The 15,008-nt window shown below is 47.6% G+C and carries 20 protein-coding genes; 9 read left to right on the top strand and 11 right to left on the bottom strand.

Annotated elements, in window-relative coordinates; genetic code table 11:
* Window positions 1-353: 353 nt before the first annotated feature.
* Window positions 354-629, bottom strand: coding sequence for a LysR substrate-binding domain-containing protein (locus LG201_RS07370; protein WP_264193273.1), 276 nt, complete (start codon window positions 627-629; stop codon window positions 354-356).
* On the opposite strand from LG201_RS07370, the gene LG201_RS07365 reads away from it, so the two are divergent.
* Window positions 584-853, top strand: a complete 270-nt coding sequence (locus tag LG201_RS07365; protein ID WP_404809726.1) for a rhodanese-like domain-containing protein — start codon at window positions 584-586, stop codon at window positions 851-853. The genes LG201_RS07370 and LG201_RS07365 overlap by 46 nt on opposite strands.
* A 354-nt stretch (window positions 854-1,207) precedes the next feature.
* On the opposite strand, the gene LG201_RS07360 is transcribed toward LG201_RS07365, so the two are convergent.
* Window positions 1,208-1,468: a hypothetical protein gene (locus LG201_RS07360; protein ID WP_226771509.1), complete on the bottom strand. Its 261-nt coding sequence runs from the start codon at window positions 1,466-1,468 to the stop codon at window positions 1,208-1,210.
* Between the two features lie 428 nt (window positions 1,469-1,896).
* Between LG201_RS07360 and LG201_RS07355 the strand changes: the two genes are divergently transcribed.
* On the top strand, window positions 1,897-2,787 hold the full coding sequence (locus LG201_RS07355) for an SDR family oxidoreductase (RefSeq protein ID WP_226771508.1): 891 nt from the start codon (window positions 1,897-1,899) through the stop codon (window positions 2,785-2,787).
* 183 nt (window positions 2,788-2,970) lie between these two features.
* Window positions 2,971-3,375 (top strand): YgaP family membrane protein, encoded by a 405-nt coding sequence (locus LG201_RS07350; protein WP_226771507.1) that lies wholly within the window; start codon window positions 2,971-2,973, stop codon window positions 3,373-3,375.
* A gap of 81 nt (window positions 3,376-3,456) precedes the next feature.
* Here LG201_RS07350 and LG201_RS07345 read toward each other — a convergent pair whose 3' ends face one another.
* The gene (locus LG201_RS07345) at window positions 3,457-3,741 is read right to left on the bottom strand and encodes a hypothetical protein (protein ID WP_226771506.1); all 285 of its coding nucleotides are present in this window, start codon (window positions 3,739-3,741) and stop codon (window positions 3,457-3,459) included.
* Window positions 3,742-3,946: 205 nt separating this feature from the next.
* On the opposite strand from LG201_RS07345, the gene LG201_RS07340 reads away from it, so the two are divergent.
* The gene (locus LG201_RS07340) at window positions 3,947-4,483 is read left to right on the top strand and encodes a DUF2380 domain-containing protein (RefSeq protein ID WP_226771505.1); all 537 of its coding nucleotides are present in this window, start codon (window positions 3,947-3,949) and stop codon (window positions 4,481-4,483) included.
* Window positions 4,484-4,988: 505 nt separating this feature from the next.
* Here LG201_RS07340 and LG201_RS07335 read toward each other — a convergent pair.
* The 7 genes from LG201_RS07335 to LG201_RS07305 form a co-directional block, all read right to left on the bottom strand.
* Window positions 4,989-5,993 (bottom strand): aldo/keto reductase, encoded by a 1,005-nt coding sequence (locus LG201_RS07335; protein WP_226771504.1) that lies wholly within the window; start codon window positions 5,991-5,993, stop codon window positions 4,989-4,991.
* 267 nt (window positions 5,994-6,260) lie between these two features.
* Complete coding sequence (locus tag LG201_RS07330; protein WP_226771503.1) at window positions 6,261-7,067, bottom strand: oxidoreductase; 807 nt, start codon at window positions 7,065-7,067, stop codon at window positions 6,261-6,263.
* Between the two features lie 79 nt (window positions 7,068-7,146).
* On the bottom strand, window positions 7,147-8,148 hold the full coding sequence (locus LG201_RS07325) for an NADP-dependent oxidoreductase (RefSeq protein WP_226771502.1): 1,002 nt from the start codon (window positions 8,146-8,148) through the stop codon (window positions 7,147-7,149).
* 77 nt (window positions 8,149-8,225) lie between these two features.
* Complete coding sequence (locus tag LG201_RS07320) at window positions 8,226-8,618, bottom strand: hypothetical protein (protein ID WP_226771501.1); 393 nt, start codon at window positions 8,616-8,618, stop codon at window positions 8,226-8,228.
* Window positions 8,619-8,622: 4 nt separating this feature from the next.
* Window positions 8,623-9,696 (bottom strand): alkene reductase, encoded by a 1,074-nt coding sequence (locus LG201_RS07315; protein WP_226771500.1) that lies wholly within the window; start codon window positions 9,694-9,696, stop codon window positions 8,623-8,625.
* A gap of 36 nt (window positions 9,697-9,732) precedes the next feature.
* Window positions 9,733-10,530 carry an SDR family NAD(P)-dependent oxidoreductase gene (locus LG201_RS07310; protein ID WP_226771499.1) on the bottom strand — a complete coding sequence of 266 codons (798 nt, stop codon included), beginning with the start codon at window positions 10,528-10,530 and terminating at the stop codon, window positions 9,733-9,735.
* 101 nt (window positions 10,531-10,631) lie between these two features.
* Window positions 10,632-11,228, bottom strand: a complete 597-nt coding sequence (locus LG201_RS07305) for a TetR/AcrR family transcriptional regulator (protein ID WP_226771498.1) — start codon at window positions 11,226-11,228, stop codon at window positions 10,632-10,634.
* Window positions 11,229-11,490: 262 nt separating this feature from the next.
* On the opposite strand from LG201_RS07305, the gene LG201_RS07300 reads away from it, so the two are divergent.
* Window positions 11,491-11,679 (top strand): hypothetical protein, encoded by a 189-nt coding sequence (locus tag LG201_RS07300; protein ID WP_226771497.1) that lies wholly within the window; start codon window positions 11,491-11,493, stop codon window positions 11,677-11,679.
* 245 nt (window positions 11,680-11,924) lie between these two features.
* Here LG201_RS07300 and LG201_RS07295 read toward each other — a convergent pair whose 3' ends face one another.
* On the bottom strand, window positions 11,925-12,440 hold the full coding sequence (locus LG201_RS07295) for a hypothetical protein (protein ID WP_226771496.1): 516 nt from the start codon (window positions 12,438-12,440) through the stop codon (window positions 11,925-11,927).
* Window positions 12,441-12,535: 95 nt separating this feature from the next.
* Between LG201_RS07295 and LG201_RS07290 the strand changes: the two genes are divergently transcribed.
* From LG201_RS07290 to arsB, 4 genes are all read left to right on the top strand, one after another.
* Complete coding sequence (locus LG201_RS07290) at window positions 12,536-12,853, top strand: helix-turn-helix domain-containing protein (RefSeq protein ID WP_226771495.1); 318 nt, start codon at window positions 12,536-12,538, stop codon at window positions 12,851-12,853.
* A gap of 311 nt (window positions 12,854-13,164) precedes the next feature.
* Window positions 13,165-13,497, top strand: coding sequence for an ArsR/SmtB family transcription factor (locus LG201_RS07285; RefSeq protein ID WP_226771494.1), 333 nt, complete (start codon window positions 13,165-13,167; stop codon window positions 13,495-13,497).
* The gene (locus LG201_RS07280; RefSeq protein WP_226771493.1) at window positions 13,494-13,982 is read left to right on the top strand and encodes an arsenate reductase ArsC; all 489 of its coding nucleotides are present in this window, start codon (window positions 13,494-13,496) and stop codon (window positions 13,980-13,982) included. Before LG201_RS07285 ends, LG201_RS07280 begins: the two co-directional genes overlap by 4 nt.
* Window positions 13,979-14,998 carry an ACR3 family arsenite efflux transporter gene (gene arsB / locus LG201_RS07275; RefSeq protein ID WP_226771492.1) on the top strand — a complete coding sequence of 340 codons (1,020 nt, stop codon included), beginning with the start codon at window positions 13,979-13,981 and terminating at the stop codon, window positions 14,996-14,998. Before LG201_RS07280 ends, arsB begins: the two co-directional genes overlap by 4 nt.
* Window positions 14,999-15,008 lie beyond the last annotated feature (10 nt).

Here is a 15,008-nt window from a genome sequence, read left to right as displayed (position 1 = left end):
TATAGTGCTTTGAGCCGGATTGTAGCCCTAAGCCTTTCTCGATAGGCGGTGTGTCAAGCCAAACATCTCAGCAAACTCAATAGCAGGAAAGGGCGGGAGAATAAATACCCCTGGCCTTCGAAACAACCCATTTCAAGCAGTGCCATTTGCTGCTCCTTGGATTCAAACCCTCTGCAATCGTTTTCAGCGAATATGCGTTTTCATTGAAACTAGGCTTATCCACGGATTGTTGCCACTCCAGGATAGCTTGTCATCAATTTGTTAAAGGCCGTGCCCTCCATCATGAAACGCACTAAGTAGCTTTCTTCTTATCACAGCCTTGCTAGTTTCAATGCTCTCGTTTTTTATAGTATTCAATTTGCAGCTGTAGAGATAGTGTATGAGAAATTCTCTACTCTGCTTACCTTTAAAGCATCAAACTGATGCGGTTGTTTCATACGTTCAATCCACCACCTTAGCCCTTCACCCGTGCCATCGCTTCGCCAGGCCAGGTAGACGTTCTCCTTTTGCCTGTGCTCGATGACGGTTTTTGAAATGAGAGCGCCCGATTCAATATATTGCTCAGCAATGAAGTCAGGGAGAAATCCGAATCCCAACCCCGCGAGCTGATACTCAAGCTTGCACCGCATATTGGGTACCCGGAGCGCAATTCTTACCGCTAACAAGTTTGCATAAGCTTGAGCTTGAAATCGCAGATAACGCTGAAATTGTACTTTACTGCTCCTGTCCCAATGAGGTGACAGCCGCAAAAATAGCCAAGGCATTCATCAGTAAAGGTTATTTGAATGTCAGGCCTTTGGCCGGAGGCATTGATGCTTGGAAAATGGCGGGCTATAGAATTGAATTGAAGTAACACAATTGTGCTGAGGCATCGAAGTATCTCTGAGGTGGCTTCGTCTGCAATGCCGCTCAGGCGAGCATCAGGTACTTTATGAGCTAATGGGTGTTCAATGATGTGTGGGGCAATGTCTAATCTTTCCTGAAGAATTAGACATTACCCTAAAGCCATGACCAGTGATCTCTTGCTTGGTATCAAACACCATTCTTTTTAAAGCAAGATTTACTGCTGCTTCACTCATAGGCTCATTTGGCATTTAATCATCACAAGATGCATTCAAAGAAAAGATTAATGACATGGTCTGTCCTGCAGTATGGCCAGTAGAGTCACTTTGCTCTTCATCATTAAGATTAGTTTAAATTACAACAACTAAGGTTTGGGTGGCTTGGGAATCTCTGGGTGCTCGGCATACCACTCACTTCGTTTGGCTGGACCCTCTTTAGTTTCTTCAGTGTTAATTTTTTCAAGTTCTTTGGCATGTGCTTCTAGCCTTTGGTGCGAATCATCACTTAATGGTGGTTTGGGCCCAATAAATTTATAGATGAGTAGGCCTAGAATAAAAGCGACAAGTAAATATAAATAGTTTTTTTGTTTTACAGTTATTTTTGATATTTTCTGGTTCTGCTCCATAACAGTACATTCCTATTGGCGTGTAGTAATACATTACCAATACGCCACCGTTCACCATGTAAGATGAAGCTGAATTCCATGTAAGAAATACGCAACATACATGATCCAGATTGGCTTATACGCTTCCATCATAAATATTAATCGTATCACCATCAGGGATTTTGACTACCTTGCCTGAGAGGGTGTCAGCGTAGGTGGGGAGGTCTACGAGTAGGCAGGGGATGAGGCCGCTAGTTTTCAATCTTTGACCTCATAAAAAGCACCTGACATACGAATAGATTCTTCACATTGCTGTAAGCATGTTTCATGCGTCATCCCAAGCCTTTCATAAAGAAATTCCCACATGCATTTAAGCATTGACTGATAGGGTCAGGCTCATAATTTCACTAGCATGAAGTCTCATTTACTGATGATAAAGGACAACTGCTATGACTTTAGAATACGGTTCTGAGACTGATCATCGCGAAATTGACCAGCCAGCCCAGATACAGACTCAACAGCCAGGAGTAGAGTCTGAGATGGAGCCACGCCCACAGTATATTGACCCTGAATACCGAAGTAGCGGCAAGCTAGAGGGCAAAGTCGCACTCATCACCGGTGGAGATAGCGGCATTGGTCGAGCAGTCGCTGTCCATTTTGCTGCAGAAGGGGCTGATGTGGTGATTAATTACCTAAGTGATCACGAACATGGCGACGCAAAGAAAACCCTAGCATTAATTGAGGAGTATGGAGGACGTGGCATTGCGATTCAAGGCGATGTTGGGCAAGAGGCGTTTTGCTCAGAGTTGGTGCAACGCACGGTCAAAGAAATGGGGCAATTGGATATCGTGGTTAACAATGCGGCGCAACAACACCCGCAGAGAGGGATAGAAGATATTGAGCAAAGCCAGTTGGAGCTGACTTTCCGCACTAATATTTTCTCAATGTTTTACATAGTTAAGGCCGCTCTGCCTTTTTTGAAAAAAGGTGCACATATTATTAATACAGCCTCTGTCACTGCATACAAGGGTAATCCAATCTTAGTTGATTACTCATCCACCAAAGGAGCTGTTGTTTCCTTTACTCGCTCCTTGGCCGTGGAGTTAAGTGAGCGGAAGATTTATGTCAATGCGGTGGCGCCTGGGCCAATCTGGACGCCATTAATTCCCGCCAGCTTTTCGGCAGAAAAGGTAGGGAAGTTTGGTAAAGAGACATTGCTAAAACGTCCAGGCCAGCCAAGTGAAGTGGCTCCTACATACGTATTCCTGGCCTCAAATGACTCTTCATATATTACTGGCCAAGTAATCCATCCTAATGGTGGCACGGTAGTTAATGGGTAAAGCATTGGATAAGAATCAAATGTATTTCAGAAGGTGGTCTGTCCAACAGTATGGGTAGGGTAGCCACCTTCTTTTTCGAAAAATTAGTTAAAACTATAAGAGTTAAGGATTGGGGGCTTAGGACGCTTAGTGTGCCCGGTAATGCCATTGACTGGAAAATTTTTAATAAATTAAGGAAAAACCATGAATATATATGATATTGCCATTAATGATAATGCGGATAGGGTTCGCCGCTTTACTTCTTCTAAGATAAATCAGGAGATTGATCAACAAACTATTCTCAATATCGAAAAATATTCAGGATTAGACCAAGATGCAATCCGGGCGCGTATATATGAGTTAGATAAAGAATGGGATATCGAAAGGGTATTGGAAGTGAACGCCTCTACTTTATCCTTGGCTGGGTTAGCACTTGGTACGTTTGTTAATAAAAAATGGTTTGCACTTTCTGGAGGGGTAATGATTTTCTTGTTGCAACATGGTGTGCAAGGCTGGTGTCCGCCATTACCTATTTTACGTCGATTGGGTATTCGTACTCGTGGAGAAATTGATTACGAAAAATACTCCCTGGTCGGTTTGCTGTCTTAGTGGATGCTCATTTTCCTAATACATCATTCAAAATTATTTAGGTCAGATAAATTACCATGACTCTGGGTTAAACAATATTTTTTAGAAAGTAATTCTCCTGAAAACAACTTCTTTTATCTGTCCACTAACATCAGGAACAGTTTCATAAAGATATTCATTTCCCACATTTGAAATGGCTGCAAGAACAATCTTTTGAAATTTATCTAATGCTGCCTCAGAATTGTCTATTGGCTTAATTTTAAACCCATATTTTTCAGTGGTCTTTTCCGAAATGTGAAAGGAGGATGAGGCCTTGAATTCCTCAATATGAGCCATGTCGTCATCTTCCATATTTAATAAAGTGATTATATTGACAAGTTTTTCCAAGCCAACCCTATACGTATTATTCCGAGTCTTGTGTAGGAATGTGGTACAGCGTTTCATTTTTAAGCAATAGCAGGATAAATATTTGAGACACTTTTGCCTCTTAGACTGTCTGTAATGCGACTGCTGAATTTAGGCATGACAATTCTATTGACTGTTTATAAAAGTACTAATTTGTTCATTTCTTTTTGCAAGATGGGATTGGTAAATGCATAAAATCATCAATACTTTGGTTCTTTTGTTAGTTTGCTCCATGGTGAATACTGAAACAGTAGCAGGAGAGAGTCCAAAGGTTGTGGTAATGGCTTTTACGCTAAATGATATGACTAACCTTCCTGACGCTCCCGAAGAGCTTAAGCGCATTGCACTTTTATCAGCCAAGTTCCTCGAAAGCCTAAAGAGTAAGGATGTCAATGTTGTGCCCTCTGGGCGTGATGTGGAAGCGGAGGTAGAGAAACACTCGCCGACCTATCTTTATGACAATGTTGAAACAGCCATTGAACTCAATAAGGATACAGGTGCAGATTATCTCGTTATCGGAACAGCCCTAAAGCCTACATATCTGTTTGTATACCCACGCTTGATCATTATAGATGTCAAAAAATGCATGGTCGTTTTATCAAAGGCGGCTCAGCTAGAAAGTTCATGGAGCGATGAAAACACCACTATTCGTACTGCTGAAAAGCTTGCTCAAGTAGTTAAAGACCGACTAGATGCCCTACATGCTGCAGAGCGCAATAAATAATAGAGATCTAAAAGTTAAAGGTTGCTACTTCCTTACGCTGGGTATACGTACGATATAGGGTGTCATTGACACATTCCCCAAATATCTCCCGATAATAACGGGAGAAAAGGCTCGTGTGCCAGAGTCCCCATTTGGCTTTCTCATACACGAATGGGTAACTGACTCAGGGATTGCAATTCAGCATGCCCCCGCAGCAGTTTCACATTGCGCATATATGTGGCGGGGGTAATGCCTAGAATGCTTAGGAAAGCCTGGTGATGGGGGAATCAATCTAAGTTTTAACTAATTGATTTTTAATTTATTGTATAAATATTTATCTCTAGGTACCGTCATATCTTCGGAAGAAATACTGTCTGTTTGCAAAAAAATGGAGAATATCGAAACGACAGCGCATCAACAGTGTTAATGCGCACTGCTTAGTGAAGGTAATGAATCGCTCTAGTTATTCTGAGTTTTTTTGCTAGCTTTGCCTCAAAGTTTTCGTATTTCAATACTTTCCATGAGCTCAGGCGACTACCCGAGCGGGCTCTTTAGTCCATAAGACCGGTAACCGTGGCGTTGTCACTGGCATCAGGCTACTCACTGCATCAAGACGCTGGAGTTGCTCAGTCGACAACTCGACCTCCAATGCGCCCAGATTGTCGATCAACTGGGCCAGCGAGCGCGGTCCTAGTATTGGTATAGCGCCATGCGTTCCAGCCCAGGCAATCGCAACCTGACTGGCACTGCAGCCAAGATCGGCAGCAATATCCTGTACTGTGTTGAGTATCTGCGTGCGTTGTTCCGAATTCTCCGGCCGGAAAACCCGCCCACCAAAGCCCTCAGCCCGACCTTTCTCCCCATTTCGGTACTTGCCAGTGAGCATGCCGCCACCGAGTGGTGACCAGGTCACCGCACCCAGGCCGAGCGCCTGGGTGGCAGGGAACAAGTCAGCTTCAGGCTCACGGTGAACCAGGCTATGCTCGAACTGTGCTGCCGCAATGGGGATAGCGTGCGTCAGTTCGGCTAGCGTAACGGCTCGAGCAAGACGCCAGGCAGCGAAGTTTGATAAACCTGCATACAGAATTTTTCCTGTCCGAGCCAAATCCTCAAAACCTCGCACAATTTCTTCGATGGGTGTGACGCCATCGGGGTGATGCGCCCAATAGATATCGATACGATCGGTCTTGAGCCGTTTGAGACTCGCTTCAACAGAAGCTACCAGCGCTTTGCGGCTATTACCAGTGACCAAGCGGTTGGCATTGGGTGCGGCTCCATTGGTGAACTTAGTGGCCAGCACGAATTCCTCACGCCGCCCCTGCAACAATGTGCCTAGTAGTTCTTCAGATTGACCAAACTGATAGACGTCGGCCGTGTCGATGAAGTTACCACCTGCCTCGGCATATGTATTAAAGACAGCCTTGGCAGTATCGGGATCTGCACCGTAACCCCACCCAGTACCGAAATTGCCTGTGCCCAATGCAACCTGCGACACTTGCAGACCGGTCTTACCAAAGACGGTGTAATTCATATCTTGTGTTCCTGAATATTAAACATGAAGGCAATTGCCTTGATCGCATCATTTTTTAAAATGATGCACGTATTCATCTCACATTGTTGCTCCGCCATCAGGTACCAGCTTTTAAGTAACGATGGATTATGTGCATGAGTTTTGCCACTAATGTACCCTGCAAGGTTATCCCCCGTTCGCATTTAAAAGTTGCCATTGATGACCAAGCAATTCGCTTACTAGCTGTATATTTCAAGTCATGATTCAGAGTAAGCATTACCGTGATTTTCAGTCGAGCCCAAGTTGTTTCCTCACGCTTGCATCTACAAGACCAGAGGGCATGAATCGGCGCAATATACTCAATATCGATGCCTGACCTGGGGGTGTGCTGCGCATACGCCACTTGCCAAGCGCCGCATCAACGATTGTTGTAGCAACAGCATAAGGCTCAGGGGCCTTGCTTACATCGCGGGCAACCGCAGCGGCAACGTTATCGCGGTCGCTGTCATAGACTGAGAGTGTGGACTTTGCCTTCGGTGAATTCGCCTCCAGGCTGGTTTTGGTGTATGCCGGCTCTACCAGCGTTATACGAATGCCAAACTGGCGTACCTCGTGATCCAGCGTTTCCGATAGCCCCTCGATCGCATGTTTCGAAGCCGCATAAAGACCCATATAGGGGGATGGAAGAAAACCGAGTACCGAGCTTACATTCACAATTCTTCCTGATCGCTGTTCTCGCATGTGCGGCAATACTGCCTGTATGGTGCGCATAGCACCGAAGAAGTTGGTCTCGAATAGAACAGCCGCCTCAGCAATCTCCGTCTCCTCTACTGCACCTAGCATATTCATCCCGGCATTGTTGATGAGTACATCAATGCGCCCTGTACGAACAAAGATGTCGGCAATGGCCTGACTTACTGAATCGTTGTTGCGCACATCCATCTCGACCAGAGTTACCCCTGGCAATGGTGCCGCCGTGGAGAGGTTGCGGACGGTGCCGAATACCTCGCATCCACGCTGCACAAATTGTTCGGCCGCTGCACGACCAATACCGGATGAGACACCAGTTACCAATACAACTTTTGAGGTAGCCATCGTATTCCCTTTCACATTCATCTGAAGTCACGCTGTATTACTCGTAATGACATATTCGGGCATGCCGCATGCCATGCTATTACGCCATCTGCACTACTACCTTGCCTTTTGCTCGACCTTGCTCGAGATACGCGAGCCCCTCTTTTGCTTGCTCAAATGCAAACACTTTGTCGATCACTGGCCTGATCTGTTTGGTTGCAAGCAATTCGCCAATCTCGGCAAGCTGGCTGCCATCCGGGCGTACGAACAAGAATGAGTAGCGAGCATCGCGCTTTTTAGCGAGGCGGATGATCTTGGCGCTGAGCAGGCCAAACACCAACTTTATGAGGAAATTCATCCCGCGCGCACGGGCGAAAGCTGCATCTGGAGGCCCGATCAGCGAGATTACTGTACTGCCAGGTTTTAAGATGGCCAGAGATTTCTCCAGAGCATCGCCTCTGAGTGTGCCTACGATAGCATCGTAGCCGTGTAGTACTTGCTCGACGTCGTGCTTTTTGTAATCCACGACCTCGTCCGCGCCGAGGCTACGTACCAGGTCCAGATTGGCAGTGCTGGTCGTGGTCGCTACCGTCGCGCCAAGATACTTTGCCAGTTGTATTGCGAAGGTGCCAATGCCACCTGAGCCCGCCGGGATAAAGACCTTCTGTCCAGGCTTGAGCTGCGCGCGCTCTTTTAATGCTTGCCATGATGTGAGGCCAACCATTGGAATCGAGGCTGCCTGCACAAAGTCCAGATTGGCTGGTTTGAGTGCGGCGGCGTATTCGGGCACGGCCGCAAACTCGGCGAGGCTGCCACCGGGCAGGTCAAAGATGCTTGCAAACACGGCATCACCAGGCTTGAAGCGGGTCACCTGGCTGCCGGTTTCGACCACGATACCGGCCAGATCGCTCCCCACTGTGTGTGGTAGTTGCAATGGCAAGATGGGCTTGAATGTACCTTTCGTAATCATGTAATCGATTGGATTCAGGCCGACTGCATGCACTTGAACAAGGATTTCGTCTGGCTCGATAGTTGGTACTGGCATCTCTGCGAATTCGACCTTATCGAGCCCACCATAACTTTTCAGGACAAGTGCTTTCATCGTTTCCCTCTTTTATCTATATTAAACATCTATCAGCGTGCCTTACATTGACCTGCAACACAGGATTAACCCTGTCCTCACTGGCCCAAAGTGCCGGATGATTTCCGGCCGACATGCAGCAACGCCAAAGTGAGCATGATTTCAATGACAACGGCTACCAAGATACCCGGTGCGGCATGGCCGGCAACCCATTCAAAAACGCCTAGCGATGCCAACATCAAACAGGCCATCGCGAGTCCCTTTATCAGGGCTGAGCGTGCTGGCGATGGCCCCGCGTTTCTGGCTGACCAGAACATGATCGCCACACCAGCATAGAGGGCTGCCGCGCGGCGGCCGACCACGCTGGCTGATGGAGTTAATTCAATACCCCACCCCACCAGCAAGCGTTGCGGCGCAAACATCCATGTAAATGCCAACGCCAGGAATAGCACCGAGATCAGTATTGCCAGACTGCGAAAGCTCAGCTTCATGACATTATCCCGCAAGCGTTGGATAGTCGGTATAGCCCTGCGCACCGCTGGTATAAAGGGTAGCGGGATCGAGGGGATTCAACGGCGCATCCTGCTGCATGCGCGCAACAAGGTCGGGATTGGTGATGAAGGGTCTGCCAATGGCAATCAGGTCCGCAAGGCCTTCGCTCAATGCTCGCTCAGCACTAGCCTTGTCGAATCCTCCGGCCAGAACAAAGGGGCCATCGAATACAGCGCGCAGCATGGACTTCAATGTCTCGGGAACCGGTGGCGTGCCGCTTGCCGAATGGTCCAGTACGTGAACGTACATCAGACCAAGCGCAGACAGTTCCTTGACCAGCGCTAGATACTGTTCGTCCACCTCATCGAAAGCGGCAGTGGCGTTGACTACGCCGTAAGGTGACAGTCGAACGCCTACACGCTCGGCACCGATCTCCTGCGCCACAGCCCGTGCGATTTCCAGCAGCAACCGGTTGCGTCCTTCAATACTGCCGCCATAGCCATCCGTGCGGTTGTTGACCGTGGGGTTTAGGAATTGTTCGATCAGGTAACCGTTAGCACCGTGCAATTCAATACCATCGAACCCTGCTTCGATAGCCAATCTTGCCGTGCGCGCATGCTCATTGATAACTAGAGCAATGTCAGTTTCGATCATCACACGCGGCGTTGTGTGGGGTTGGCTACCCAAGGTGTCAGTGCGCATTTCACCAGGACAGACTTCGGCTGAGGGGCCGAGCACTTCTGCGCCAGCGGGCATATTAGCCAGATGGCTTACCCGGCCGGTATGCATGACTTGCAGGACAATCCTGCCACCTTTGGCATGAACTGCATCGGTTACCAATTTCCAGCCTTGCACTTGGGCGTCGTTGAACAGCCCCGGCATGCGGGCGTAACCCAGTCCATTAGGGGATGGAGATGTTCCTTCCGTGATGATGAGGCCAGCTGATGCGCGCTGTGAGTAGTACGTGGCCATCAAGCTGTTGGGTGTGTTATTGTCCGCGCGCTGTCGGGTGAGCGGGGCCATCACGGCACGGTTGCTGAGCGTGGTGCCACGTAAATTGAAGGTGTCAAATAACATGTTTTCTCTTTCTCTCATTGTCGGTATGACAGTAGGTCAAGCTGGCAGCAATCGCGGCGCGACCTTGCCGGTATTCGTGCTGGCAAAGAGCGCAGCGCGCGCGGTTTCAAAGCGCTCAATTAACTCTGCATCTGCTACCGAAGGCAACGTGATGCTTTCCCCCTTGTCGAGAGCGATCAGCGCCGCATCCACCATTGCGTCCGTTGCCATAACTGTCTCGGGATTAAGCGCGGCTAGCGGTACACCAGACTGATCCCAGAGCTCGGTAGCCGTGGCGGCAGGGAGTACGACCTGTATCTTTACGGAGGTGTCAGCTACCTCTTGTTGAAGGCCACGACTGAAATTAAGAACAAAGGCTTTAGTGCCGCTATATACCGAACTGATAGGTAATGAATGCAGAGACAAAGCTGAGGCAATGTTAATGATCAAGCCTTCATTGCGCGCTTTCATTCCCGGTAAGGCTGCGTGCGTCAAGCGTGTTAGCGCCGTGATGTTCAGCGCAATTTGCGATAGGGAATCTTCCAAAGGGCTGCCAATGATGGGGGCCAGCCGTGCACTACCGGCGTTGTTAACCAATACGCTGACCGCTGGATTCGTCGCTAGAACCTGCGCTACGCTGGCTTGACCCTCATCCGTGGCCAGATCTGCAACAAAAGGCTCGACGCTGACGCCATGCGTTTTCGAAATAGTTTCTGCCAGCGCTTTTAAGCGCTCGGCACGCCTGGCGACTAAAACCAGGTCATACCCGCGTTTTGCAAAACGGTCAGCATAGACGGCACCAATTCCTGATGATGCGCCGGTGATTACAGCAATTTTTCGAAGAGACGTAGACATAGAAAGAACCTTTCAGGGATTAAAATAAGCTGGGTGGCCAGCGCATTACAATATTAATATGATGGTTATCATATTTTAAATTAAAAAAACTACCGACGCGCTTATTCGGTAGCAGGGTTAAATTGTTTCATAGTAGCTGCGCATAGCGCCTCAGAAAGTGCCGGATCATCGACTGCCCTCGCGATCATGGTAGTACCAATCAGCGCGCATAGCAGTGCCATGGCTTGCTCATGGGCTTGTGGTTGGCCCCAGTCTGGAAGTTGACGCGCAACTAAATCAATCATTTCCTTGATGTGCAATGTTGCAGCACGCCGTACTTCAGGAGATTGACGTGGCATTTCCGAACCAAGCGCCGAAACCGGACATCCCGTCTCAATAGCGTTGATGTGCTCAGCTGACAGATAGGCTTCCATCAGGGCCCGTATCGCTTGTCCAGCTGGTGCAGCTGCAACAATTCGCGATGCTATCGCAACCGACTCAGCACCTGCGCGATCGCCAGCCTCAGCCAACAAAGTATCACGCGATTCGAAGTGTGCGTAGAAACCACCATGCGTTAAGCCAGCTTCCTTCATGATGTCAGCTACGCCAGTGCCGTCGTATCCACTACGACGGATAGCACGCGCTGCTACCTCTAAGATGCGGTCGTGCGAGATTTCCTTACGTTTCTTGGTTACGCGTTGAGTAGATTTATTTTGCATGATGTTCATCATATATCATTTTCATTTCCCTTGCACTACTTAAGCGCAGATAGTCTCTGCTGGCCATCACCAACTCCATGGTGTATGGACTCATGAAGCTATCAATGTTCCTATTCGGATTTGATGATGAAGCCACCAGATTAATGGCAACCCCATGGCAGAAAAACTCCATGCTTTTATATACCGGCCGTGATGACAACGGCAACGTGAGATATATGATCTATCGTTCCTTGACCCGTACAACTATTGGAAGAGGCCAATCATGGCCATTGTCCATGGTAAATCGATCGATGACGCCATAGTGGATATGGGCAAGGAGTTTTTAGCCCCATTCTTCGGTGCTGATATCACCGCGCAGGCTCTGTTTGAAATAATGTCCAATCAAAAAGATTCTGGGTCTAACAGAGTGTGGGAAGTCCACCAACACTTACCAGCGGATTTCTATGGATGAGCTTAGACAAGTGTAGGATTAAAAGGCAATAAAAAACCCGCAGTTACGCGGGTTTTTAGACTTTCCTGGATTTCTCTGGAAAGGTATTTGGTGGTGATGGGGGGAATCTATCCATTACCAATGAATTCAATGGGTTGTATTGGGTGTGCTGTTCCGGGTGTATTGGTCTAGTGTAGCATGATTCTTTAGAAAGTCGATAATTGGGGACTTGAACCGTAGACCATAAAATTTAAACAGTACCTATTTTATGCCTTTACTACGTCATAGAGTTTATATGCTATAGGTCTCAGCTCATTTACTGCTGCTTGGGGGGTGTTGGTATTCATTATCTCGCTAAATGTTTCTACAGTTTCCCATCCAGCTCTACCGGCCTCATGCTCTGCTGTTCCTGGCTTATTTTTCCCATAAGCTTGTACCCACAATAAAGCGTTTTTACTTCCATATAGTTGTGAGGCTCTTGGGAATGTGGCTACCAAAAAGAAGGTATCGGCCTCTTGAGGGGTCTTAAAGAGACCTGTTGCTATTCGGTCTGCAGCCCCTAGGTAGAAATTTAAATAACGTAACCTTTGCAGTTCATCTTCAAATCGAAGCTCTGAGGAGTATAGGCTTAAGGGAGCCTCTTGCTGTGCCATGAATATGTCCAGGATCTTTAAACCTGACTCCATCATTTTTTTATTTAAAGAGCTACTATTTTGATTGGAAGAATCCTCATAGGGTTCGTGCCCTTTGAAAACCTTAGTTAAGGTAGAAATAAATCCCATGATGCTTGCTCCCAATGTCAAATTGTTAAGTTTAACTTAACTCTCGTAGGTCTGTAAAACGGTACAAACAGGTTCTTAAGATATGAGAGCCTGTGATGAAGCTAGAGACGAAGATTGCTAATAGGTTAAAAGAGGCTAGGCTTGAAGCTGGACTATCTTTGGAGGCTTTGGGCGTGGCGGTTGGTATAGAAGAAGCAACGGCTAAAGTACGCATTCATCAATATGAAGCAGGGAAGCATGCTCCTCCTTTTTCTATGATAGAGAGACTTGCAGAAGTGCTAGGAAAGCCTCTTGTCTGGTTCATTTGTTCTGAAGATGAAAAGTCGCTTTATCTAAATCTTTCTAAGGTTTCGGCCAAAGATCGTCCTCAACTGCTGGATGAACTAGAGGCTCTCCTTAAGTCTGGCCTATAGAATCGCGCTGTAATCGATTATTCTTTTGGCTCCTAGGCCCTAGGGTGGGAGCTGGTGAAAACTCTTTCTCAGCTTTAAGGATGTGACTTAAATAGGTCGATAGTGGTAACAGCGTCCATACTTAAGTGGCAGCGAGGGCTTTGACGTATGGGATTTCGGTTCTAGGGTTGGAGGGGTAGCTACTGGGGGGGAAGTTTTGCATCTGGTAATAAAGGATACCTTCTCGGTGTTATGAAGCATTTAGTGGCCTTAAGTACGCAACTTAAAACATATATATTTCCATATTTCCATATTTCCATTAATATTGAAATATGGAATCTAAAATTATTGTCTCCGCATTAGCTGCACTCGCGCAGGAGTCTCGTCTCGCTGTATATCGCCTACTGGTTCAGGCAGGCCCTGATGGCCTGGCTGCAGGCAAGATCAGCGAGACGCTGGGTATTGCGCCCTCATCATTGTCATTTCATCTTAAAGAGCTAACTCATGCAGGTCTAGTTACTTCACGTAACGAAAGTCGCTTTGTCATTTACTCCGCCCACTATGAGCAAATGAACAATGTTCTGGCATACCTCACAGAGAACTGCTGTGGTGGTAATCCTTGTATTCCTGTCCAATTCCAACCTTGTGAAGTACCTAATAAATGACTATCAAGATATTCAATGTGCTGATTCTGTGCACAGGCAACTCTGCACGCAGCGTCATGGCCGAGGCTTTGTTTAATCAGCTTGGTCAAGGTAAATTCAAGGCTTACAGTGCAGGCAGCCATCCAACTGGCAAGGTAAATCCTTTTGCTGCTGAGCAGGTGGCTGCGTTGGGCTACCCCACTGATGAGTTGCGAAGTAAGAGCTGGGATGAGTTTGCTACACCAGATGCTCCCAAGATGGATATTGTGATTACGGTGTGTGATAACGCTGCTGGCGAAGTATGTCCAATTTGGCCTGGCACGCCTATTTCAGGGCATTGGGGCTTTGAAGACCCCGCAGCTGTGCAGGGTGGTGATGAGGACAAGCGTGCAGCTTTCGCGCTGATCCGCGGTCAGATTCAGGGGTGTGTTGAGCGTTTCGTTTGCCTGCCTCTAGAGTCCATGGATATCCCCAGCATCAAGCGTGAGCTGGATGGCATCAAATGAGTGTATTTGAGCGGTATCTCACTGTATGGGTGGCCTTATGCATTTTGGTTGGTGTGGTCTTGGGGCAATGGTTCCCAGGAGCATTCCAGGCCATAGCTCGGCTAGAACTTGCCCAAGTTAATTTGCCGGTTGGTTTCCTGATCTGGATCATGATCATCCCAATGCTGGCCAAGGTAGATTTCTCAGTATTAGGGCAAATACGCCAGCATGTAAAAGGTATTGGGATTACCCTATTTATTAACTGGGTGGTGAAACCTTTTTCCATGGCGTTTCTAGCCTGGGTATTCATTCGCCATCTTTTTGCCGATTTTCTGCCAGCTGATCAACTGGACAGTTACATTGCCGGATTGATACTTTTGGCGGCAGCACCCTGTACTGCCATGGTATTTGTTTGGAGTCGCCTAACTAATGGTGATCCATTATTTACCTTGTCTCAGGTGGCCCTGAATGACAGCATCATGATTTTCGCCTTTGCGCCACTGGTGGGACTGCTACTAGGTATTTCTGCAATTACCGTCCCATGGGCAACACTAACTACCTCGGTCGTGTTGTATATCGTGATTCCGGTGATCTTGGCTCAAGTGCTGCGTAAAATATTAATGCGCCAAGGCCAGGCTCGCTATGATCAAGTCATGCATGGAATTGGACATTGGTCTATTGCTGCATTACTGCTGACTCTTGTGCTGCTATTTGGCTTTCAGGGACATGCCATCATAGAGCAGCCTATGGTCATTGCCTTATTAGCTGTACCTATCCTGATCCAGGTATTTTTTAATTCAGGCCTGTCTTATTGGCTTAATCGTCAAGTGGGGGAGCAACACAATATTGCAGGCCCCTCAGCCTTGATCGGAGCCAGTAACTTCTTTGAGCTGGCGGTTGCCACGGCCATTAGTCTGTTCGGTTTTCATTCCGGGGCTGCATTGGCAACGGTAGTGGGAGTATTGATTGAAGTACCTGCGATGCTTGCGGTGGTCTACATCGTGAACAATAGCAAGGCATGGTATCTGCGCCGTTAATGAAGGAAAT

This window comes from Methylobacillus gramineus (assembly GCF_020532675.1).
GTDB lineage: Bacteria > Pseudomonadota > Gammaproteobacteria > Burkholderiales > Methylophilaceae > Methylobacillus > Methylobacillus gramineus.
This window is presented reverse-complemented; position numbering and strand designations above follow the sequence as displayed.